Genomic DNA, 22,453 nt, shown 5'->3' on the forward strand with positions numbered 1-22,453 from the left:
GCTTCCTTAGTGGTTGCAGCCAGGACCGTGGACGTGATCGTCGTCATCGCCTTCAACGTCGGCCGGTTCCATTTCCAGTTGCAGGCTCATCAGGTTGGTGGCCAGCGGGCGCATCAACAGGTTGGCGTACTCGGCGTCGCCCTCTTCCACGTCCACACCGATCAGCAGTTGGCCACGGCCGTCGTGCTGGATCCAGATCTCCTTGCCCTGCCACACCACGGCGACGCGGGTGCAGGAGGTTTCCAGCTGGGTGCCGTCGGTGTCTTCAAGGATCAGTTTCAGGGTGTCGGTGGTCATAGAGTAGCTCTCAGCATAGGGCGTAAAAGAAGGTGGCGTTAATTGATCTGGAACGGATAAACCGAGCCCAGTTTAAGGATTTGCGTCAGTTCATCCAGTGCCGTCCGGCACTCAAGCAGCAATTGCGGGTCAGCCAGGTCGGTTTCACGCAGGCTGTCGCGGTAGTGCTTGTCGACCCATTGGGTCAGCGTGTCGTACAGCGGCGCCGTCATGATAACGCCTGGATTCACCGCCGCCAGTTCCGTTTCGTTCAAGGCGACACGCAAGCGCAGGCAGGCCGGGCCTCCGCCGTTCTGCATGCTTTGCTTGAGGTCGAACACCTTCACTTCGCGGATCAACCCACCGGACGCGGTCAGGCCTTGCAGGTACTGCCAGACGCGTTCGTTGGCGCGGCACTCTTCCGGCACGATCAGCAGCATCGAGCCATCGGCGCGGCTCAGCAGTTGGCTATTGAACAGGTAGGAACGCACCGCGTCCTCGACACTGACCTGGGCGCGGGGCACGCACACCGACTGGAAGTTGCCGCCCAGCTTGCCCAACTTGCCGTGCAGTTCGCCGAGCATCTGCTCGGTATTGAGGAACGCATCCTCGTGATAGAACAGCACTTCACCGTTGCCCACCGCGATCACATCATTGTGGAACACGCCGGCATCGATCACCGCCGGGTTCTGCTGGGCGTAGACCACGCCGTCGTCCTGCAAGCCGTGCAAGCGCGCGACCGCCTGGGACGCTTCGAGCGTCTGGCGCGCCGGGTACTTCTGGGGTGCCGGGTAACGGGTGTCAAAGGCGCTGCGCCCGTACACAAAAAACTCCACGCCCGCCTCGCCATAGTCGCGGCAGAAGCGTGTGTGGTTGGCCGCACCCTCGTCACCGAACTGCGCCACCGCCGGCAACGCGGCGTGGTGGGCGAAGTGCTTCTGGTCGGCAAACATCGCCCCCAGCACGCGGCTGGTGGTCGGATGTTCGATGCTGCGGTGGTACTTGCAGTTGAGGTTGGCGGCGGTGAAATGCACGCGGCCGTCAGCAGTGTCGGCACTCGGGCTGACGGTGGCGGCATTGGCCACCCACATGCTCGACGCCGAACAGCTCGCGACCAGCAGCGGCATGGCGTGCTTGGCCGCCTGCTGGATGACTTGGGCGTCGGTGCCGCTGAAACCGAGGTTGCGCAAGGCGGCCACATCCGGACGCTCCTGGGGGGCCAACACACCTTGCACAAAGCCCATGTCCATCAGGGCTTTCATTTTCTGCAGGCCCTGCAACGCCGCTTCCTTCGGATTGGAAGACTGCTGGCTGTTGCTCTGGGACGCGACGTTGCCGTAGGACAAACCGCCGTAGTTATGGGTCGGCCCCACTAGACCGTCAAAATTGACTTCATAGGATTTCATCGGCGAGGCTCCACGAACATCTGTATTTTTATAGGCATCAATAACAAAGCTTCTGTGGCGAGGGAGCTTGCTCCCTCGCCACAGGGTTTCATTGCACCCTTAAGACAAGCGCACGCCGGGGGTCAGCGTTGCCGGGACCACCAGGCTCGGGGTCTCCAACGAGGCCACCGGGTATGCGCAATAGTCCGCCGCGTAATACGCACTGGCGCGATGGTTGCCCGACGCCCCTACCCCACCGAACGGCGCGGTACTGGCGGCGCCGGTCAGTTGTTTGTTCCAGTTGACGATACCGGCGCGGCTTTCCAGCCAGAACTGCTGGTAGCGCGCTTCGGAATCCGACAACAAGCCCGCAGCCAGGCCGTACTGGGTGTTGTTGGCCTCGGCAATCGCCGCTGCAAAATCCGCGTAGCGGATCACCTGCAACAGCGGGCCGAACAATTCTTCGTCTTCGCGCGCGGTCACGCCGGTCACGTCGATGATACCTGGCGTCAGCAGCGCAGCCTGATCCTGTGGCTGGGTCATTTCCAGCAGCGCCACGGCGCCGTTGGCCAACATCAGTTCCTGGGCATCCATCAACGCCTTGGCAGCCGCCAGGGAAATCACCGACCCCATGAACGGCGCCGGTTGCTGGTCGAACGCACCGACTGCAATCGTCGCGCTGACTGCCACCAGGCGCGCCAGCAACGCATCGCCCCAGGCGCCTTCCGGCACCAGCAGGCGACGGGCACAGGTGCAACGTTGGCCTGCGGAGATAAACGCCGACTGAATAATGGTGTAGACCGCCGCATCCACGTCGGCCACTTCGTCGACCACCAGCGGGTTGTTGCCGCCCATTTCCAGGGCCAGGATCTTGTCCGGGCGCCCTGAGAATTGCTGGTGCAGGTGGTTACCGGTACGGCTCGAACCGGTAAAGAACAGCCCGTCGATGCCGGGGTTGGCCGCCAGGGCGATGCCGGTTTCCCGCGCGCCTTGCAGCAGGTTCAGCACACCCGCCGGCAGGCCGGCTTCGATCCAGCATTGCACGGTCAGCTCGGCGACTTTAGGGGTCAGCTCGCTCGGCTTGAACAGCACGGTATTACCCGCCAGCAAGGCCGGGACGATATGCCCGTTCGGCAAGTGCCCCGGGAAGTTGTAAGGCCCGAACACCGCCACCACACCGTGTGGCTTGTGGCGCAGTACAGCGGTGGCGTCGCCCAGGGGACCGCTCTTCTCGCCGGTACGCTCGCGGTAGCTCTGCACCGAGATCGCGATCTTGTTGGCCATGCTGGTGACTTCGGTGGCCGACTCCCAGAGCGGCTTGCCGGTTTCCTCGCCGATGCAACGGGCGATCTCATCGGCGCGGTTTTTCAGCGTGGCCGCGAAGGTCTCGAGCACACTGATACGCTCTTCCAGCGGGCGCCGGGCCCAGGCCGGGAATGCTTGGCGCGCGGCCTGCACGGCGGATTCAACCTGCTCGGCAGTCGCACCGTTGCCGGACCACAACACGTGCTGGGTCACCGGGTTGCGCGACTCAAACAGTTCACCCTGGCCAGCCAGCCAGCTACCTGCGATATACAGCGAATTCATTGTTTCGACTCCCGAGCAGCGGACAACGGTACGGCACGCACTTGATCACCCACCACCAGTTGCAGGCGCTTGGCGGTCAGCGGATCGACCACCAGCGTGCCTGCCGCCAGGCGGGCCGGTGCGGCGGTAATGCGGCAATCCTCGCGCTTGCGGTTATGGATCAGGAACGGCGTGGCGTCGTCCCCCGGCGTGCCGATGGCCAGTACCAGCGACTGGCTGTCGCGCACGGCGCGGATCTTGGTGGTTTCACACTCCACCGCCGGGCCGGCGTCGAAGATGTCGACGTAGCCCTGGTAGCTGAACCCTTCGCTCTTGAGCATGCTCAGCGCCGGTTCGGTGTCCGGGTGGACCTTGCCGATCACGTTGCGCGCATCCTCGGACAGGAAGCAGCTGTACAACGGAAACTTCGGCATCAGCTCGGCGATAAACGCTTTGTTGCCCACGCCGGTGAGGTAGTCGGCCTGGCTGAATTCCATCTTGAAAAAGTGCCGACCCAGGCTTTCCCAGAACGGCGAGCGCCCCGCGTCGTTGGACACGCCACGCATCTCGGCAATGATCTTGCTGCCGAACAACTGCGGGAACTCAGCGATAAATAGCAGGCGCGCCTTGGCCAGCATGCGGCCGTTGAGGCCGCTGCGGTAATCGGCGTGCAGGAACAACGAGCACAGCTCGGAATTGCCGGTGAGGTCGTTGGCCAGGAACAGCGTCGGAATCTCGCGATAGATGTTCAGCTCCTGGGAGGCGCTGACGGTCAGGCCGACCCGGAAGTTGTACCAGGGCTCACGCAAGCCAACGGCGCCGGCGATGGCAGAAATGCCCACCACGCGGCCTTCGTCATTTTCCAGCACGAACAGGTAGTCGGCATCGCCGCGCCCGGCGTCGCCGCGAAAGGTTTTCTCGGCCCAGCCCACGCGATGGGTCAGGCGCTCTTCGTTGGCCGGCAAGGTGGTGAGGCCGGTGCCGGTGCTGCGCGCCAGATCAATCAGGGCCGGTAAATCGCTGCTGCGTACGGGACGAACGATCATGCTATCTCCTCGAACGGGCCGCTGTTGTCAGCCACCCGCGAAACTCTCTTTTTAAACCGCTACCAGGCGCACGCTCGCGCCTTCGCCAACACCCAGGGCTTCGGCCGCTGCGAGGTCCAACGTCACCGGTTTACCCGGCGCGTAATCCAGCTCCAGCATCACCGCGCGGTAATCCTGCAACTGCGCGTTGCTCACCAGGTACTGGCGGCCGACACCCTTGACCATCTCACCGATCTTCACCGGCACCACGCGGCTCTGGGCGATGGAGCGAATGCCCGACACCCGCGCATGCAGCGTTGGGCCACCGTCGAAGATGTCGATGTAATGGTCGGTCTCGAAGCCTTCGCGCATCAGGATGTCGAAGGTGATCTGCGCACGCGGGTGCACCTGGCCCATCGCCTCTTGGGCTTCGTCCGGCAGCAGCGGCACGTAGATCGGGTAGTGCGGCATCAGCTCGGCGAGAAACGTACGGCTTTTCAGTCCGCACAGGCGCTCGGCGGCGGCGTAGTTGAGGTCGAAGAAGTTGCGACCGATGGCGTCCCAGAACGGCGAATCACCGTTCTCGTCGCTGTAGCCGACGATCTCGGTCACCACCGAGTCGGCAAAGCGCTCGGGGTGGCTGGCGACGAACAGCAGGCGGCCACGGGAGTTGAGTTCCGACCACGGCGAACCGACCAGCGCAGGCTTCACGTAGAAGCTGGTGAGCAGGCTGTTGCCGGTCAGGTCGTGGCACTGGGAAAGCACGTGGATCTTGTTGTGGATCTTCAGCTCGCGGGAGGCGTGCACGAAGGTTTCGTTACGGAAGCTGTAGAACGGCTCCGAGTAACCGGCCGAGGCGACGATGGCCGAGCAGCCGGCGAGCTTGCCGGTCTCGGTGTCTTCGAGCACAAAGAAGTAGCTCTCTTCACCGTTGAAACTCACCTCGGCCGCGAAGGAGGCTTCGCTGGCGGCGATTTTATCGCTCAGGCGCTCCACATCGTCCGGCAAGGAGGTGACACCAATCGGGCTGTCCGCAGCCAGACGCTGTACCTCGCCCAGATCAGCCATTTGCGCGGGGCGCATCACCAGCATGGTGTCACTCCTTAACTCGAAAAACTCACAGGAAAAAATACCGGACAGGTCCTGATTCAACACAGGTCCAAATGTGGGAGCCGGCTTTTGTGGCGAGGGAGCTTGCTCCCGCTGGGCTGCGTAGCGGCCCCAAAGATATTGGGAGCGCTTCGCACTCCAGCGGGAGCAAGCTCCCTCGCCACAAAAAGCAGCTCCCACATTTGACTCGGTCCGGCCTACAGAATTTTGCTCGACGCCTGATCGCCAGGCGCCGAACGGTCCATCAGGCGTGTGTCAACGACTTCACGGCACGCTCAAAACGGTCCAGGCCTTCGTTGATGTCCGCCTCTTCCACCACCAGGCTTGGGGCAAAACGCACCACGTCCGGGCCGGCTTGCAGGATCATCAGGTTTTCTTTCTCGGCCGCGTTGAACACGTCCTTGGCCTTGCCTTTGAAGGCATCGCTCAGCACGCAACCGATCAGCAGGCCCATGCCACGGACTTCGGTGAAGATGCCGTATTGCTTGCCGATCTGCTCCAGGCGCGCCTTGAACAGGTCGTGCTTGGCGTTGACGCCGGCCAGCACCTCGGGGGTGTTGATCACGTCGATCACCGCCTCGGCGACCGCGCACGCCAGCGGGTTGCCGCCGTAGGTGGTGCCGTGGGTGCCAACCACCAGGTGCTTGGCCAGCGCCTCAGTGGTGAGCATCGCCGCAATCGGGAAACCGCCGCCCAGGCTCTTGGCGCTGGTTAGGATGTCCGGCACCACGCCGTAATGCTGGTAGGCGAACAGGTGGCCGCTGCGGCCCATGCCCGTTTGCACTTCGTCGAACACCAGCAGCGCGTTATTCGCGTCGCACAGCTCACGCGCGCCTTGCAGGTAGGCCAATTCGGCCGGCAGTACGCCGCCTTCGCCCTGGATCGGCTCCAGCACCACGGCGCAGGTCTTGTCCGACACGGCGGCTTTCAGCGCGTCGAGGTCGTTATAAGGGACGTGGGTGATGCCCGTGATTTTAGGCCCGAAACCGTCGGAGTACTTCGACTGGCCACCGACGTTGACGGTGAACAGGGTACGGCCGTGGAAGCTGTTCAGCGCGGCAATGATCTCGTACTTCTCAGTGCCGAAACGGTCGAACGCCACGCGACGGGCCAGCTTGAAGGCGGCCTCGTTGGCTTCGGCGCCGGAGTTGCAGAAGAACACGCGCTCGGCAAAGGTGGCGTCGATCAGCTTATGCGCCAGGCGCAGGGCCGGCTCATTGGTGAACACGTTCGACACGTGCCACAGCTTGTTGGCCTGTTCGGTCAGCGCACCGACCAGCGCCGGGTGGGCGTGACCCAATACGTTGACCGCGATGCCGCCGGCAAAGTCGATCAGCTCTCGACCCGCCTGGTCCCATACGCGCGAACCTGCGCCACGCACGGGGATGAAGGCGGCAGGTGCGTAGTTGGGAACCATCACCTGGTCGAAATCGGCACGTTGCACCGGGGCTTGCTCAACGGACATCGGAGTCTCCTGAAGAGGAACGCCTGCCTGGAACTGGCGGGCGATGCAGGGATTGTAAGGACAGTTTTCAGAGCGGCCTTGCCGCCAAGCGACAACTTCTTATAGCGCCAACCCCCGTTTTACGCGGGTTTACGCCAATGCGACAAATAGCGTCGCAATGGCGCAGTTTAAACGTTCCACGCCGTCTTAGGCAGCGGGAATGCCGGCAGGTTATTTATCTACCGCCGAGTGCAGGCTCCGGATTGCTTTGCTGACAGCCTTCTTGATCATGCAAAGGACCGCGCTCGTGACCCCATCCTCCATCGCCCTCCACACCCCGCCCTTGAACGCCTACGCCGACGTGCATGAGGAAACCCTCAAACAATCGATTCCCGCCTGGATAATCAACGCCTCGCCGGCCAAGCGTGCGGCCCTCAGCCGTGGGCAAGCCGCCATTGCCGACTGGTACAAAACCGCACCCCCCAGGGAACATGAAACCCTCAAAGCCCTCGTCGGCGCGGCCTGGGTCGCGCAAAACCAGGTGGACCAGGCGATGAACAACCTGCTGTCACCCGCCGACTTCGGCGCCCCACTGCTGCAACAGTTACTCAAGCAACGCTTCGGCATGGACCTCGATGTACGGGCTACCTACCTGCGGTTTTACGTGCCCCAGACTGTCCCGTGGTTTCCTATCCGCACCGGCGCAGCCCGGACCTGGACCGTCTCCCTGCTGGACGCCGCCTTGCATAACTTCGAAGCGGGTGAAGCCTTTGAAGCCCAGTCGGGCTTCATCACGCAGCCGCGCCACGATGGCCAGTTCGAGCCTTTGCCCACGCTTGACGCGCGCATCAGCGTGGCCCAGTTCACCGCCCTGTGCCGCGAACTCGATATAGGCGGTCGGTACCCGCACTACCTGGATCAATTCTTCGATGCCCGGAACGCGGTGGCCGTGACCCGACTGCGACTCAAGCTCGACACCACCCACAAAGCGGACCTGGCCGTTGCCCTGCAAATAGCCTGGATGAAAAAAGACCTGCTCGACGACCAGTCCTTTGTGCTGTTGCAACGCCTGCTCAGCCCACAAAGTGGCGGTAAACCCGGCGCGCCCCTGCAGTGTTACGACCTGAGCATCATGTCGAGCACACTGACCGGCATCGTGCTGTTTTCGCAGAGCCTGGGCAGCCGTCACGACGTTCCGATGATCGCCTACATCCCGGACGACCCCTACGCGCCGCTCAAACAATACCCCTCCCCCGCCGCCTTCATGAAGGCCTTGGGAAACAACTTGCGCACCGTCGAGTATCAACAGTTTTTCAGCCGTTTCATCCACCACGACGAGCGCGGGGAGTTTTTCGCCGACCTCAATCACCGACTGTCCCGCGTCACCTGGCACCCACACACACGGGGCGACCCGCTGCCGACGTGGCGCGACACGCCCATCGACAATCCTCATCTGACATTCGGTGGCCATGTCATCCAAGGCGACCTATTCCAACACCTGTACCTGCAAAAGCTCAACAAGGTGTACCGGGACGCGAAAGCCCTGGCCGTGTCCACCGCCAGCGTCGATCAGAAGGTGCGCTGGGAGCGCTGGAGCGTCTTTCAGAAAATTGCTTCGACGCTGCTGCAAATCGCCGCCTTTATTGCTGCGCCCTTTATTCCGCCGATTGGCCTGGTGATGCTCGGCTATACCGCCTACCAGATGCTCGATGAAGCCTTCGAGTGGATTATCGACTGGGCCGAAGGCGAGGTCAGCGATGCCTTCAGGCATTTGCTGTCGTTCGTCGAACAAGGCATACAACTGGGGCTGTTCATTGCGGGTGCGCCTTTGGCCACTGGCGCCTTGCGCAAGCTGCTACCGCCCGAGGCCTGGGCGTTTTTTGAGCGTCTCAAGCCCGTGATATTGCCAGATGGCCAGGCGCGCCTGTGGAAACCCGACCTCTCACCCTATGCCCACGACCTCACGCTGGCCAAGCACTCCTACCCCAACGTGCAGGGCCTGCACCCCTATAACGGCATAAAGGTACTGCCCCATGCCAAGGGCATGCTGGTGGTACAAAGCGACCCGATCACCGAGCAGCCTTACCTGCAACATCCGTCCCGGCCCAACGCGTACCGCCCGCCCTTGACCACCAACGGCAAGGGTGCCTGGCTGACCGAGTTGGACCGCCCCCTGAGTTGGGACAGCCAGACCCTTATGCAACGCCTGGGCCCGCACACCCAGGGTTTGACCCACGAACAATTGGCCAATGTACGCCGCATCAGCGCCACCGAAGAAGGCGCGTTACGCAAGATGTACGCCACCGGCCATCCCCCGCCCGCGCTACTGCTCGACACCCTGGAACGTTTCAAGATCGACCAGGGCTTGCAGGACTTCATACGGCAAATGAGCAGCGATGACCCGCAGGTCTATGGGCAGGCCGACATCCAGACACAACTGCAACTGCTCACTAACCTGGACCCGTGGCCCAAGACCGCGACCCTGCGTTTTGTCGACGCCCAAGGTCAACGCCTGTGGGAGTTTGCCGGGGATAAACAGGCCCGCGTCATCCTGATCCAAGAAGCCCAACTGCAAAACGGGGACCTGTTGCACACCCTGCTCGACGCCCTTGATGAGCCGCAGCAAAAGGCACTGCTGGGCGAATACTTCGGTGACCCGACCCTGTCCACGCGAGCGCGCGCCGCCAACCTGCGTAAAAAGCTGGCCGGCCTGGCCCGATCGCACCGCACGGAACTCTTCGAGTCACGCTATCTGCTCCTTGACCGCCCTGCGGACGCGCGACAAAAAGTGCTGGTCGACGCCACCCCCGGACTGCCTGCCAGCGCCGCCGAGGCCATACTGCACAGCGCAAACAGCGAGGAGCTGCAACAACTCGACCAAGGCACGCTGGCGCCACGCCTGGCGGAACTGGCCAAAACGCTGCAGGAACAAGCCCATCTCAATCACACCTACGAAGGCCTGTTCCTCGACGCCGTCGACGACCTCGACACCCACCGGCTGGCCCTGCATTCCCTCGAAAGACTGCCAGGGTGGACAGGCACCGTGCGCATGGAGATCCGCCGACCGGCACCGGCCTCTACGCTCATCGACGCGATTGGCACGCCGGCAGCGCCCACCCTTAGAACCCTGATTCGCGAACCTGATGGGCGTTACACCCCACACGACAGCGAAGGCCCGCTGTTTGGGCAGACGGATCTGTACACCGCCATGCTCCAGGCCCTTCCCGACAGTGAACGCGATGCCCTGAGCCTGCGAATCGGTCAAGCCCCCCAACTGAAGCAGGCACTGGCGGCCCACGCACTGGAGCGTGCACCGCTAAAAAAACTGATCATCGCCCACCCCGAGCCACCACCCCGCGACACCCGCACGCATCTGCGCCTGCTGGGCATGGACGGCTATCGTGCGGCGCCCAGGGAGCCAAGTGCCGGCCCGAGCCACCGGCTTTCCCTGGAAGAACAGGCACAACAGCTCTTCCCCGCGCGCACCGCCGAACAAATCAGCCAACTGATTCACAACTTGCAAACCCACCCCGGCGGGGCTCAACCGCGACTCACTGCATTGAAGCAGGAATATCAACAGCTGGGCCGAGACCTGGACACCTGGGTGGTCAACACCCCCCGGCTATACCCAGGCACACAGGTGCGCATCAGCCGTTCGGAGTACGGGAACAACAAACAAAATCGACACCTTTGGGCGCAAGAGCTCAGACGCTGCTGGCGCCAGGAAACCGAAGTCGACCCGTATTTCGACGTGCCCGAGCGAAACGGCCAGGTACTGACGCTGCTCCACCCCGTCTCCGGCGAACTACCGTCGCTACGGGTGCGCTTCGATCACGTTTCCAAACTGGAGATCACCGGCCGTGGCGAGGCATTGGATGTCGATACGTTTCTGCAGCTGTTCCCCAGGCTTCGTCATCTGAGCCTGAGGAAGATCCGACTCCACAACCTCCCCGGGACAATCGGTACATTGGGCCATCTAAATGCGCTGATCCTCAGCGAATGCAACATCACCCTGACGCCCCTCAGCCACATCACCTTGGCCACCCTCCGCCGGCTCCGCGCCCTGGACCTGTACAACAACCCCTTGGGCCTTATTCCCAACATCGAAAACCTGCCTGAGCTACGCGACCTGGACCTGTCCTCCACAGGCATCACGGCGCTACCCCCTGGCCTTCTGAACCGCCCTCAACTGGAACTGGCCGTGCTATCCGACAACCAGATCAGTGAACTGCCGGCGGCTTTTTTCGAGCTGCCCGGCGATACCCGCAAGGAGTTCGACCTCTCCAACAATCCACTTTCCCTGCAGACCCTGGAGCACGTCAAAGCCTACTTCCTGAGGACCGGCCGCCACTGGGACATCGATGCGCCCAGCGAGGAGGTCGAGCAGGTCAATACGCTGTTCCCGAGCTTCAGCACAGACGAGGTCAACCGCCTGATTTTCGGCTTACCCGGAAGCCTGGAAACCGGCCGAGTCGAACTGGCCCGCCTGCATCAGCAATATCAAGGCTTGAATAGCGACCTGAACCGCTGGGTCAGCAGTGCCGCATCCCCCGAGGAACAAGCCCGGCGCCTGGCCTTCCAGCACTCGCTCCAGGCGTGCTGGCGACGGGAAACCCCGCTGGACAACAACAGCCCTCAAGCCATTCCTACCTACACGCTTGAGCATCTACAGCCGATTGAAGGTGAGTTCCCGCCGCTGGACAGTGTGTTCAGCCACGTATCCGCGCTGCGGCTGCAAGGCGAAGGCGGTCCGTTCCCTTTGCACTCAGCCCCGTTTTTAAGGGGGTTCCCGACACTCAATCACTTGTCGATTGGGCATTACACAATGGGCGATATTCCTGGCCCGCTGCTCGAACTGCCGCAGCTCACGTCTTTAAGCCTGCGCTACTGCGCACTCACCTTGTCTGCCGACAGCGCGGCCTCCCTCGTCACCCTGGATGCCCTGGATTTACTCGACCTCAGCCACAATGCGCTGGAATGGGTGCCGGAATTCGGCCGCTTACCACGGCTGTCCCGCCTCAACCTTGAACATACCGGGCTCACTCAAATTCCCGACAGCTTGCTGACACCGGTAGCGCGCACGCAGATCAACTTGAGCGGCAACCGTATCACCCAGATTCCCGACGCGGTATTCGAGCTGAGCGCCGAGGTGACCGCCGCCTTCGACCTGTCCCGTAACCCCCTGACAAACCAGACACTGGCGCAGATCAAACGCTATTGCCAACGAACCGGCGAACACCTGAAAGCCGACCCTCCTACCGCACTAAGCGAGCGGATCAAGGCCCTGTACCCCACGTTTACCGACAACGAAGCCAATCGCTTTTTCTTTGAATTACCCGGCGACCTGGAAGCAGCGGCGCCGGCGATTGAAGGCCTTGAACGCGAATTCCACCAACTGATGACCGACCTGCAGCAATGGGCCCTGGATATCCCCACACGACACCCCATCCTGGACGTTCCGCTGGACGCTGGGATGCGGGCTCAGGAGCAATTCAACCGCCTGGCCTTCAAGGCACTGCTGGAAGAGGCGTGGCGCAGGGAGACCGAACTGGACGAAACCAACGGCGCCATCACCCACAGAATAGTGTTCGAGAGTCCCTTGCTGGGGGCGTTGCCGGAACTGTCCGCACGCTTTGACCATGTTTCGCTGCTGGAACTGGGAGGCGAAGGCGGCACCACAAACGTCGACGGGCTCCTACAGCGCTTCCTGCAACTCGACACCCTGATCCTGTCCAAACTCCGCTTGGGCGCTGTTCCCCAGCGGGTGTTCGATATGCACAGGCTGACCAGCCTGACCCTGTCGGAGTCCAACATTCGACTGACGGCTGCCAGCGTCGATGCACTGTCAGGCATGAGCACCCTCACGTACCTTGATTTGAGCGAAAACCCGCTGGGTACCACGCCGGACGTCAGTCAGCTCAACCAACTGGAGTCGCTGTACCTGCAGGACACCCAGATCAGCGAAATCCCCCGCGGTCTATTTGAATTGCGCGAACTGGGCGTACTGGACTTGAGCGACAACCTGATCACCGAGATACCGGCAGACATCATCGACCTGGCGCCACGGCTCAACGGCGCGTCCGACCTGAGCGGTAACCCGCTGTCGGTGCAAAGCCTGGAGCATCTGCGCCAGTGCTATTTACTCACCGGTAACGACTTCGGCATCAGAGAGGCCACCCAGGATGCCGCCGGCAACCCGTTGGTGCGACCGGACGCCACTGAACCGATGGAGGAATAATCAGCCGCGCTCGGAGGGTACCGACGACAACTCGAATGGGCTGCTGCTGCGTCGCTGGTTGCGGTCTTCGCGAGGGGTGGCGCCGAAGAAGTTGCGGTAGGCGCTGGAGAAGTGCGGGCCCGAAGAGAAACCGCACGACAGGCCGATCTGGATGATCGACTTGCTGGTTTGCATGAGCATCTGGCGCGCTTTGTTCAGGCGCAATTCTAGGTAGTACTGGCTGGGGACACGGTTGAGGTACTGCTTGAAGATGCGCTCGAGTTGTCGTCGCGACACGCACACGTGCTGGGCGATTTCGTCGGTGGTCAGCGGCTCCTCGATATTCGCTTCCATCAGCAACACCGCCTGGGTCAGCTTCGGATGGCTGGAGCCCAAGCGGTTTTGCAGAGGGATACGCTGGCGCTCGCCGCCTTCGCGGATGCGCTCCACCACCAACTCTTCGGACACCGCACCGGCCAATTCGGCGCCGTGGTCACGGGCGAGTACCGCCAACAGCAGGTCGAGTACCGACATGCCACCGCAGGCGGTCAGGCGGTCGCGGTCCCAGTCGAACAGATGGCTGGTGGCGATGACCTTGGGGAAGCGTTCGGCGAAATCGTCCTGCCAGCGCCAGTGCACGGCGGCGCGGTAGCCATCGAGCAAACCGAGCTGGGCCAGCGGGTAGACACCGGCTGACAGGCCGCCGATCACGCACCCGGCGCGCACCAGTTGCTTGAGCGCAGTGCTCAGTTGTGACGCGATCACGGTCGGCGGTTCGTCCGCCAGCAGGAACAGTTTCTGGAAGCCCTCAAGCTTGCCGGCCCACGGCACGCCCGGCAGTTGCCAGTCGCCTTCGGCGGGCGGTTCGGCCTGCAGGAACGAGAGTTCATACACCACATCCGGATGCACCCGCTGAGCAACGCGCAAGGCCTCCTCAGCCAGCGCAAGCGTCAGTGCTTTTGTGCTGGGCCAAATCAGGAAACCAATTTTGTGGGCGGTCATGGAGTGCTATCCGAAGCCTGTAACAGTAATGAAGACAAGGGCCAATGCTAGCCCGTAAACCAACACAAATCTCAAAAACAATGAAGATCAATGTGGGAGGGGGCTTGCCCCCTCCCACACAGAGCCAACCCCACAAGCAGGAATTATTTCAAGCTGCCGGACAGGAACTGCTGCAACCGCTCGGACTGCGGGTTCACCAGTACTTCACGCGGGTTGCCACGCTCTTCGACGATGCCTTTGTGCAAAAACACCAACTGGTTCGACACTTCACGGGCAAAGCCCATTTCGTGGGTCACCACCACCATGGTGCGGCCTTCCTGGGCCAGGTCCTGCATCACCTTGAGCACTTCGCCGACCAGCTCCGGGTCGAGGGCCGAGGTGGGTTCGTCGAACAGCATCACCTCCGGTTCCATTGCCAGGGCACGGGCGATCGCCACGCGCTGCTGCTCGCCGCCGGACATGTGGCCGGGGAACGCATCCTTACGATGGCCCACGCCGACTTTGGCCAGGTAGTGCTCGGCCTTTTCACGGGCGTCTTTCTTCGACATGCCCAGCACGTGCACCGGTGCTTCCATCACGTTTTCAAGCGCGGTCATGTGCGACCACAGGTTGAAATGCTGGAACACCATGGACAGGCGCGAACGCATGCGCTGCAGTTGCTTGGGGTCGGCGGCCTTCATGGCGCCGTCCTTGTTGGCCACCAGTTTCAGCTCTTCATTGTTGAGCAGGATCTTGCCGGCGTGGGGTTGCTCCAGCAGGTTGATGCAGCGCAAAAAGGTACTTTTGCCCGAACCACTGGAACCGATGATGCTGATCACATCACCGGCTGCGGCGGCCAGGGACACACCTTTGAGCACTTCATGACTGCCATAGCGTTTATGCAGGTCTTGGACTTCAAGTTTGTACATGCGGTCGGTTCTCACAAAAACAGGTGGTCAGTCGTTGAGCAAGCGCCCGTGACGCAGCGCTTCGCGCCCCGCCACCTTGGCCAGCCAGAAACCCGCTTGGGCATAACGTAGCCGTTCAACGGCAAACAACACCCCCGAGGTGCCCGCGCAAATCGTGCTGACGCGGTCTTCCAGGGGGTCAATCACTTCAAAAATCGGCTCGCCTTTTTCGACCACATCACCGGCTTTACGCAGGTAACTGATCACCCCGGCGTGGGGCGCGAACAGCAGTTCGGTGCCTTCAAACGGCAGGCCTTCACAGGGCTCGAACTGCGGCGCGGGCCACTCCCCCTTGATCAAGCCCTGCTCGGCGAGGAACGCGAGAATGCCTTCGGCGTGGAATATCGCTTCATCGCGTCCGGTGTCGGCTTGGCCGCCCAGTTCCAGCGTCGTCGCCAGACAGGCCAGCGGGATCTGCGCCTCAGGGAACGCCTGGGATAAACGCAGCCATGGCAGCGAACAGGCCTCATCGAACGAACTGCCGCCGGAGTCTTCCGCCAACAGGCCGACTCTCACATTCAAGTGCGCCGACAGCGAGCGCCACTGCGGCCAGTGCTGCGGCAGCGCATACATGTGCAGCGCGGCTTCGGCGTCGCAATGCAGGTCGAGCACCACATCGGCGGTGCAAGCGTGGCGGAGGAGGATGCGCTGCATGCCCTGCAACTGGCTGCTCGGCTCTGGCAATGCGCTGAGCACATCGTTCATGGCTTGGCGGATCATGCGCACATTGGCGTGGGGATCATCGCCCAACTTGCCCTTGAGCAGCTCAGTGACCGGCTCGCTCAACTCAACAAAATCGCGGTTGAAGTTCTTGCCGCTGCCCACTTCGAAACGGCCCTGGTGGCTGCCTTGCAGCAACTGGCCCAGGCCCATCGGATTGGCCACCGGCACCAGCTCGATCACGCCGTTGAGGGCGCCTCGCTGTTCCAGTTCGGTGAGGCGCTTTTTCAGCTCCCAGGCGGCGCGCATGCCGGGCAATTCATCGGCGTGCAAGCTGGCCTGGATATAAGCCTTGCGCTCGCCCTTGCCGAAACGGAACACGCTCAGCTGGCGCTCGCAGCCCAGGTGGCCCCAGGGCAACAGGTGATCGATACGTTCCATATCAGTGCTTCCGTGGAGCCAGGTAGCTCAGCCAGCGGCGCTCGGCCAACTTGAACAGGCGCACCAGGATGAAGGTCAGGCACAGGTAGAACACACCGGCGGTGATATAGGCTTCGAACGGCAGGTAAAACTGCGCGTTCACCGTGCGTGCGGCACCGGTGATGTCGATCAGGGTGACGATGGACGCCAGGCTGGTGGTCTGCAGCATCATGATCACTTCGTTGCTGTACTGCGGCAGCGCACGGCGCAGGGCCGACGGCAGCAGGATGCGGCGGTACAGCTTGTAGCGCGACATGCCCATGGCCTTGGCCGCTTCAATCTCGCCGTTCGGCGTGGCCTTGAGGCTGCCGGCGATGATCTCGGCAGTGTAGGCGCTGGTGTTGATCGCAAAGGCCAGGCACGCGCAGAAGGTCGCGCTGGACAGCAGCGGCCACAGGACGCTTTCGCGCACCGCTTCGAATTGGGCCAGGCCGTAGTAGATCAAAAACAGCTGTACCAGCATCGGCGTGCCGCGAATCACATAGGTGTAGAGCCAGGCCGCACCGTTGACGATCGGCTGCTTGGACACGCGCATCAAACCCAGGGGCAAGGCGGCGAGCAGGCCGAAGAACAGCGAGATGGCGAGCAGTTTCAGGGTGGTCAGCAGGCCGCCAAGGTACAGCGGCATGGCCTCCCAGATGACGTTGTAGTCGAAGATCATAGATCAGCCGCCCTTACGCCTACCGAGTAGCGCTTCTCAAGAGAACGCAGGGCCAACAACGACACGCTGGTGATCACCAGGTACATCGCCGCCACTGCGAGGAAGAAGGTAAAAGGCTCGCGGGTGGCATCTGCCGCCTGCTTGGCCTTGAACATCATGTCTTGCAGGCCCACCACCGAAATCAGCGCAGTAGCCTTGGTGAGGACCAGCCAGTTGTTGGTAAACCCAGGGATCGCCAGCCGGATCATCTGCGGCACCATCACCCGGAAAAACACCTGGAAACTGCTCATGCCATACGCAAGGCCGGCTTCGGCCTGGCCCTTGGGAATGGCCATGAAGGCGCCGCGGAAGGTTTCCGACAGGTAGGCGCCGAAGATGAAACCCAGGGTGCCGATACCGGCGGCCAAGGGGTTCAAGTCGATATAGTCGTCGTAGCCGAGCATCGGCGCGACGCGGTTGAGCAGGTCCTGACCGCCGTAGAAAATCAGCAGGATCAGCACCAGGTCCGGAATCCCGCGGATCACCGTGGAGTACAAGTCACCCAGCCAGGCCAACCAGCGCACCGGCGACAGGCGTAACGCGACCCCGATCAGACCCAGAACAATGGCCAAGGCCATGGACGACAAGGCGAGCTGAAGCGTCAACCATGCGCCATCGAGGATGACGGCCCCGTAGCCTTTCAACATGATTCAGGTCCTCGAAAAGGGGGATGAAAAAATGGCGCAAACCGCAGGAATTCTGTTGCTTGCGCCATTTTGGACAGACCGTTGCGACGATTTACTTAGGGTCAGCGCCGTAAATATCGAAGTCGAAGTACTTGTCCTGGATTTTCTTGTACTCACCATTGGCACGGATCGCGGCAATGGCTGCGTTGATGCGGTCCAGGTTTTCCTTGTCGCCTTTGCGTACAGCGATGCCGATGCCGTCGCCGAAGTACTTGGGGTCGGTGAACTGTGGGCCCACGAACGCGTAACCTTTACCGGCTGGGGTTTTCAGGAAGCCGTCTTGCAGCAGGGTAGCGTCAGCCACGGTGCCGTCGAGGCGACCGGCTTCCACGTCCAGGTAGATTTCGTTCTGCGAGCTGTAAGGCACAACCGTGGCGCCTTTAGGGGCCAGGACTTCCTTGGCGAAACGATCGTGGATCGAACCGCGTTGCACGCCGATTTTCTTACCTTTCAATTCATCCAGGCTGTCGCTGACGGTGGTGCCTTCCTTCATCACCAGTTGCGCCGGGCTCAGGTAATAGCGGTTGGTGAAGTCCACGGACTTCTTACGGTCTTCGGTGATGGACATGGACGACAGGATCGCGTCGATCTTGCGCACTTTGAGCGCCGGGATCAGGCCGTCGAACTCTTGTTCGACCCACGTGCACTTCACGTCCATCTGCTTGCACAGGGCGTTGCCGATGTCGTAGTCAAAACCGACGATGCTGCCATCGGGCGCTTTGGAAGCAAACGGAGGGTAAGCCGCTTCGATACCTATTTTCAGAGGCTTACCTTCAGCGAAAGCCTGCATGGACAGCACGGACAGCGCCAGGGCGCCCAACAGCACGAGTTTCTTCATCTTGGGACTCCATCGGTATAGGGCAAAACAGCAGTATGAGCCATGGCCCACGATGCGACGTAAGGGAAACCGAATTGCGCTGCTGCGTCCTACACCAGTTACACACCGGAGACGACGAGCGAGTGATCGGCATTCTAACGACAGGCCGGAAGCCGATATTTCCTCAATGCGACAACAATTTACAGAAGCACCGAGAAAGCGGCTCCAACTCATTGACAGCCTCTGGATTTTATGCAGAGACAAAAGACATTAAACCTGTAGACGCTGCAAATTGCGGGCCTATTATTCGCAAACCCTTCTAGCACGGCAAGTGTGGCGTTTAATCTTATTTGTGGGGGTGTCTGGAACGCGGTTTTTTGGGGCATGGGCGTAGCGCATTGCCTCATGTTCGGGCGGCAGGTTACACATTTGCGTTCGACGGTAACATTCAGAAACCTCCTACGAGAAAAACCGATATTTATTTGACTGGCGCAGATCCCATGTGGGAGGGGCTTGCCCCCGATAGCGGTGGACCAGCGCCAAATATGGCCACTGACACACTGCCATCGGGGGCAAGCCCCCTCCCACATTTGATCTCCATTGGTTTCAAGATCCCACAAAAAAGCCCCACCCGACTCACGCCGGATGGGGCTTCGTCCCACTAACCCGCGTTACGCGACGTTCATGGTCTTGTGCGTCTCAATCAAATGCGCCACCACGCCCGGATCCGCCAGGGTGGAGATATCCCCCAACCCGTCATACTCGGCCGTGGCAATCTTGCGCAGAATCCGCCGCATGATTTTCCCCGAGCGCGTCTTCGGCAAGCCCGGCGCCCACTGGATCACGTCCGGCGAAGCAATCGGCCCGATCTCTTTGCGCACCCAGTTTTTCAACTCCAGGCGCAGCGCTTCGTTCGGCTCTTCGCCATTTTTGAGCGTGACATACACATAGATGCCCTGCCCTTTGATGTCGTGCGGCACACCGACGACGGCCGCTTCGGCAACTTTCGGGTGCGCAACCATCGCGCTTTCAATCTCGGCGGTGCCCATGCGGTGGCCGGACACGTTCAACACGTCGTCCACACGCCCGGTGATCCAGTAGTAACCGTCCTCGTCACGCCGCGCACCGTCACCGGTGAAGTACATGCCACGGAACGTCTTGAAGTAGGTGTCGACGAAGCGGTCATGGTCGCCAAACAGCGTACGCGCCTGGCCTGGCCACGAATCGAGGATCACCAGGTTACCTTCAGCGGCGCCTTCGATCAGGTTGCCGAGGTTGTCCACCAGCGCCGGCACCACGCCGAAGAACGGGCGTGCCGCCGAACCCGGTTTGAGCGCATGCGCGCCCGGCAATGGGCTCATCATGTTGCCGCCGGTTTCGGTCTGCCACCAGGTGTCGACGATCGGGCAACGGGATTGGCCGACGTTCTTGTAGTACCAGTCCCACGCCTCTGGGTTAATCGGCTCACCCACCGAACCGAGCAAACGCAGGCTGCTGCCATCGGCGCCTTCAACAGCGGCGGTGCCGGAAGCCATCATCGCGCGGATCGCGGTCGGGGCGGTGTAGAGGATATTGACCTTGTGCTTGTCGACGATCTTCGCCACCCGCGTGATATCCGGGTAGTTCGGCACGCCTTCGAACAGCAAGGTGGTCGCGCCATTGGCCAGCGGGCCGTAGACAATATAAGTGTGGCCAGTGACCCAGCCGACGTCGGCGGTGCACCAGTAGATTTCGCCTGGGCGGTAGTCGAACACACGTTCATGGGTCAGGGCCGCATACAACAGGTAGCCGCCGGTGGTGTGCTGCACGCCCTTGGGCTTGCCGGTGGAGCCAGAGGTGTAGAGGATGAACAGCGCTTCTTCGGCGCCCATCTCTTTGGGCGCACACACGGTGCCCGCCACTTTCATCAGGTCTTCGTACCAGATGTCGCGATGCTGGTTCCACTTGATCTGGCCATTGGTGCGCTTGCACACGATGACCTTCTGGATGCTGCTGGTTTCCGGGTTGGTCAGGGCGTCGTCGACGTTGGCCTTCAGTGGGATTTTCTTACCGGCACGGATGCCTTCGTCTGCAGTGATCACCACCTTCGACTTACAGTCGATGATGCGACCGGCCAAGGCCTCCGGCGAGAAACCGCCAAACACCACCGAGTGAATCGCACCGATGCGGGTACAGGCCAGCATGGCGACCACGGCTTCGGGGATCATCGGCATATAGATAGTCACCACATCGCCGCGGTGCACATCCTGGCCACGCAAGGCGTTGGCGAACTTGCAGACTTCTTCATGCAGCTCGCGGTAGGTGATGGTGCGGCTCTCGGCAGGGTCATCGCCCTCCCAGATGATCGCCGCCTGATCGCCACGCTCGGCGAGGTGACGGTCCAGGCAGTTGTAGGAAACGTTCAAGGTGCCATCGGCAAACCACTTGATGTCGACATGGTGATCGTCGAAAGAAGTCTGCTTCACCGTGGTGAAAGGCTTGATCCAGTCGAGGCGCTTGGCTTGCTCGCGCCAGAAGCCATCGGGGTTGACCACCGACTGCTGGTACATGGCCTTGTAGGTTGCCTCGTCGGTCAGCGTGTTGGCTGCTACTTCGGGGCGAACGGGGTACAGGGAAGCCGCACTCATCTTTCTTACCTCGGTGACATAGTTGTTGTTGTATGGCCCTGTTGTAGCCGGGGCTGGCCTATAGAACCATTCGACGATGGTAGTAACAAGCCCCTACAAATTGCCCTGATATCCCCTCCTGCACCTCTAGCCCGCGGGCCGTGGCGCTTTGCGGTTTTGTGAAAAAAGCTTTACCACAGGATTGTTACAAAAACCGCCAATAGTGTTTATCAAAAGCACGGGTATATGAATATAACCCGGGGGCCTAAAATCACTTCCGTCAACACGACACTGTGATTAACAACGCAACAGCCCCCACGAAGGCAACGTTAATCCGAACTTCCCAACTCTTAAGTTACACACGTGGCCTCACAAGGGCCCCGTGACCCCTTTCGCCCTGAAGAAGGTAAATAGAGAAATGAAAGCTTTAGTAGTTATGGCCCTCAGCAGCCTGTGCGCCACCGCCGCCCTGGCCGACGAAGCCCCGACTGACGTAACTGGCCGCAACACCCCGGTCGTTGAGGACTACACTTACAGCACCCATCTGGACGTAGCAAAAGTACTGTCCATGAGCAACATTCCGGAAGTGTGCGAAGTTGTACCGGTAAAGATGGAATACGAAGACTCACAAGGTCAGCGTCATATTCTTAATTACCATGTGATGGGCAATGGTTGCTCTAACGGGTAATAACTTGGTTATTTAGATTCAACTCGGATCTTGGTCGCCGCAAGAAATCGATCTTGCGGCCAAGAACCGACCCGAAGCACGACACCGCCCAAATGTGGGAGCGGGCCCCCGATAGCAATAGCCGCCACACCCCCCCTATAAAGCCTGACTCACCACTCCTCTCCCCGCCCTACAAAAAACATCCCGCCGCCCGTCAAAAAAATCCAACCGCAGCAAAGCCTTATAAACCCGCACTCTGGCCGAAAAACACGCCATTCGGGCCCGCCTCCGTGACTATCCGCCTCAACACAAACCGGTTTTTTTCCCCTACAATGCGCGGGTAAATCGGGCCTGCAATATCCCTTTACACAGGGATGAAGAGCCAGACCTGAGGCCTCCGCTGGAGCAAGCACCTACCGCTCCGCCCCTCAAGCCTCACGCAGAGCACCCGTTACCCTATTGCGTTTAATGCCTGCGCTAGCTGCTGCAACAAACGATTCCTTAAGATCCACCGCGGCCTTGGGGCCGTGTGAACACCCAACCATCCGGTTTCACACGGGCACCTTGAGCCCTCACGCAGGAGACGACACGTCATGCTGAGCTGGGACGAATTCGACAAAGAAGAAGACGGCGAAGTAGCCACCAAAGGCGCCAACGCCGGCCACGCCACCGAAGCCAACATGGACCGCCTCGACGGTGCCGGCGCCGCCGCCGCCATCGAAGCCCGCGCCGTCACCGCCAGTGACTCCGCCGCCATCGTGCGCGCCAAGGCCGCCCTCGACAAACTCGACGTCGCCGAAGGCCTCGCCGAACTCGAAGGCTCCGCCGCCCGCGTCGCCGTCGACGAAAAGCGCATGATCAACTG

15 protein-coding genes and 1 pseudogene are annotated in these 22,453 nt (G+C 61.2%); 3 read left to right on the forward strand and 13 right to left on the reverse strand.

Annotation, left to right across the window (positions count from 1 at the left end):
- Positions 1 to 6: 6 nt before the first annotated feature.
- From AO064_RS26490 to AO064_RS26515, 6 genes are all read right to left on the reverse strand, one after another.
- Positions 7 to 297, reverse strand: coding sequence for a hypothetical protein (locus tag AO064_RS26490; protein ID WP_003214319.1), 291 nt, complete (start codon positions 295 to 297; stop codon positions 7 to 9).
- Positions 298 to 335: 38 nt separating this feature from the next.
- A complete protein-coding gene (gene astB, locus AO064_RS26495) occupies positions 336 to 1,682 on the reverse strand; it encodes an N-succinylarginine dihydrolase (protein WP_046035640.1) in 1,347 nt (448 codons plus the stop codon).
- A 99-nt stretch (positions 1,683 to 1,781) separates the two neighbouring features.
- A complete protein-coding gene (gene astD, locus AO064_RS26500) occupies positions 1,782 to 3,248 on the reverse strand; it encodes a succinylglutamate-semialdehyde dehydrogenase (RefSeq protein WP_064055097.1) in 1,467 nt (488 codons plus the stop codon).
- Entirely contained in the window at positions 3,245 to 4,273 is a 1,029-nt protein-coding gene (astA, locus tag AO064_RS26505) for an arginine N-succinyltransferase (protein ID WP_064055098.1), read from the reverse strand. Before astA ends, astD begins: the two co-directional genes overlap by 4 nt.
- 51 nt (positions 4,274 to 4,324) lie before the next feature.
- Positions 4,325 to 5,344 (reverse strand): arginine/ornithine succinyltransferase subunit alpha, encoded by a 1,020-nt coding sequence (aruF, locus tag AO064_RS26510; RefSeq protein WP_015885475.1) that lies wholly within the window; start codon positions 5,342 to 5,344, stop codon positions 4,325 to 4,327.
- A gap of 262 nt (positions 5,345 to 5,606) precedes the next feature.
- Complete coding sequence (locus tag AO064_RS26515; RefSeq protein ID WP_015885476.1) at positions 5,607 to 6,827, reverse strand: aspartate aminotransferase family protein; 1,221 nt, start codon at positions 6,825 to 6,827, stop codon at positions 5,607 to 5,609.
- Between the two features lie 286 nt (positions 6,828 to 7,113).
- Between AO064_RS26515 and AO064_RS26520 the strand changes: the two genes are divergently transcribed.
- The gene (locus tag AO064_RS26520) at positions 7,114 to 13,044 is read left to right on the forward strand and encodes a dermonecrotic toxin domain-containing protein (RefSeq protein ID WP_064055099.1); all 5,931 of its coding nucleotides are present in this window, start codon (positions 7,114 to 7,116) and stop codon (positions 13,042 to 13,044) included.
- On the opposite strand, the gene AO064_RS26525 is transcribed toward AO064_RS26520, so the two are convergent.
- From AO064_RS26525 to acs, 7 genes are all read right to left on the reverse strand, one after another.
- Positions 13,045 to 14,025 carry a GlxA family transcriptional regulator gene (locus tag AO064_RS26525; RefSeq protein ID WP_015885478.1) on the reverse strand — a complete coding sequence of 327 codons (981 nt, stop codon included), beginning with the start codon at positions 14,023 to 14,025 and terminating at the stop codon, positions 13,045 to 13,047.
- A gap of 143 nt (positions 14,026 to 14,168) precedes the next feature.
- Positions 14,169 to 14,933 carry an ABC transporter ATP-binding protein gene (locus AO064_RS26530; RefSeq protein ID WP_003214336.1) on the reverse strand — a complete coding sequence of 255 codons (765 nt, stop codon included), beginning with the start codon at positions 14,931 to 14,933 and terminating at the stop codon, positions 14,169 to 14,171.
- 27 nt (positions 14,934 to 14,960) lie between these two features.
- Positions 14,961 to 16,073 (reverse strand): succinylglutamate desuccinylase/aspartoacylase family protein, encoded by a 1,113-nt coding sequence (locus AO064_RS26535; protein WP_064055100.1) that lies wholly within the window; start codon positions 16,071 to 16,073, stop codon positions 14,961 to 14,963.
- A 1-nt stretch (position 16,074) separates the two neighbouring features.
- Positions 16,075 to 16,773: an ABC transporter permease gene (locus AO064_RS26540; RefSeq protein ID WP_015885480.1), complete on the reverse strand. Its 699-nt coding sequence runs from the start codon at positions 16,771 to 16,773 to the stop codon at positions 16,075 to 16,077.
- Positions 16,770 to 17,459, reverse strand: coding sequence for an ABC transporter permease (locus AO064_RS26545; protein ID WP_015885481.1), 690 nt, complete (start codon positions 17,457 to 17,459; stop codon positions 16,770 to 16,772). The genes AO064_RS26540 and AO064_RS26545 overlap by 4 nt, the downstream gene beginning before the upstream one ends.
- Before the next feature lie 91 nt (positions 17,460 to 17,550).
- Positions 17,551 to 18,336 carry an ABC transporter substrate-binding protein gene (locus AO064_RS26550; protein WP_015885482.1) on the reverse strand — a complete coding sequence of 262 codons (786 nt, stop codon included), beginning with the start codon at positions 18,334 to 18,336 and terminating at the stop codon, positions 17,551 to 17,553.
- Positions 18,337 to 18,986: 650 nt separating this feature from the next.
- Positions 18,987 to 20,942, reverse strand: coding sequence for an acetate--CoA ligase (gene acs, locus AO064_RS26555; RefSeq protein ID WP_015885483.1), 1,956 nt, complete (start codon positions 20,940 to 20,942; stop codon positions 18,987 to 18,989).
- A gap of 397 nt (positions 20,943 to 21,339) precedes the next feature.
- On the opposite strand from acs, the gene AO064_RS26560 reads away from it, so the two are divergent.
- Together AO064_RS26560 and AO064_RS26565 are read left to right on the forward strand one after the other, a co-directional pair.
- Positions 21,340 to 21,609: a DUF2790 domain-containing protein gene (locus AO064_RS26560; RefSeq protein ID WP_064055101.1), complete on the forward strand. Its 270-nt coding sequence runs from the start codon at positions 21,340 to 21,342 to the stop codon at positions 21,607 to 21,609.
- Between the two features lie 572 nt (positions 21,610 to 22,181).
- Positions 22,182 to 22,453 (forward strand): annotated as a pseudogene (locus AO064_RS26565) (ribonucleotide-diphosphate reductase subunit beta); the annotation flags it as partial.

The sequence above is a fragment of the Pseudomonas marginalis genome, assembly GCF_001645105.1.
In the GTDB taxonomy this organism is placed as follows: domain Bacteria; phylum Pseudomonadota; class Gammaproteobacteria; order Pseudomonadales; family Pseudomonadaceae; genus Aquipseudomonas; species Aquipseudomonas petroselini.

Excerpts from the sequence above, each read along its gene's own strand:
- AO064_RS26545 (WP_015885481.1), bottom strand. The coding sequence starts at position 17,459 with ATGTTGAAAGGCTACGGGGCCGTCATCCTCGATGGCGCATGGTTGACG.
- AO064_RS26530 (WP_003214336.1), bottom strand. The coding sequence starts at position 14,933 with ATGTACAAACTTGAAGTCCAAGACCTGCATAAACGCTATGGCAGTCAT.
- AO064_RS26515 (WP_015885476.1), bottom strand. The coding sequence starts at position 6,827 with ATGTCCGTTGAGCAAGCCCCGGTGCAACGTGCCGATTTCGACCAGGTG.
- astD (WP_064055097.1), bottom strand. The coding sequence starts at position 3,248 with ATGAATTCGCTGTATATCGCAGGTAGCTGGCTGGCTGGCCAGGGTGAA.
- AO064_RS26540 (WP_015885480.1), bottom strand. The coding sequence starts at position 16,773 with ATGATCTTCGACTACAACGTCATCTGGGAGGCCATGCCGCTGTACCTT.
- AO064_RS26550 (WP_015885482.1), bottom strand. The coding sequence starts at position 18,336 with ATGAAGAAACTCGTGCTGTTGGGCGCCCTGGCGCTGTCCGTGCTGTCC.
- acs (WP_015885483.1), bottom strand. The coding sequence starts at position 20,942 with ATGAGTGCGGCTTCCCTGTACCCCGTTCGCCCCGAAGTAGCAGCCAAC.
- AO064_RS26535 (WP_064055100.1), bottom strand. The coding sequence starts at position 16,073 with ATGGAACGTATCGATCACCTGTTGCCCTGGGGCCACCTGGGCTGCGAG.
- astB (WP_046035640.1), bottom strand. The coding sequence starts at position 1,682 with ATGAAATCCTATGAAGTCAATTTTGACGGTCTAGTGGGGCCGACCCAT.
- astA (WP_064055098.1), bottom strand. The coding sequence starts at position 4,273 with ATGATCGTTCGTCCCGTACGCAGCAGCGATTTACCGGCCCTGATTGAT.
- AO064_RS26560 (WP_064055101.1), top strand. The coding sequence starts at position 21,340 with ATGAAAGCTTTAGTAGTTATGGCCCTCAGCAGCCTGTGCGCCACCGCC.
- AO064_RS26490 (WP_003214319.1), bottom strand. The coding sequence starts at position 297 with ATGACCACCGACACCCTGAAACTGATCCTTGAAGACACCGACGGCACC.
- AO064_RS26525 (WP_015885478.1), bottom strand. The coding sequence starts at position 14,025 with ATGACCGCCCACAAAATTGGTTTCCTGATTTGGCCCAGCACAAAAGCA.
- aruF (WP_015885475.1), bottom strand. The coding sequence starts at position 5,344 with ATGCTGGTGATGCGCCCCGCGCAAATGGCTGATCTGGGCGAGGTACAG.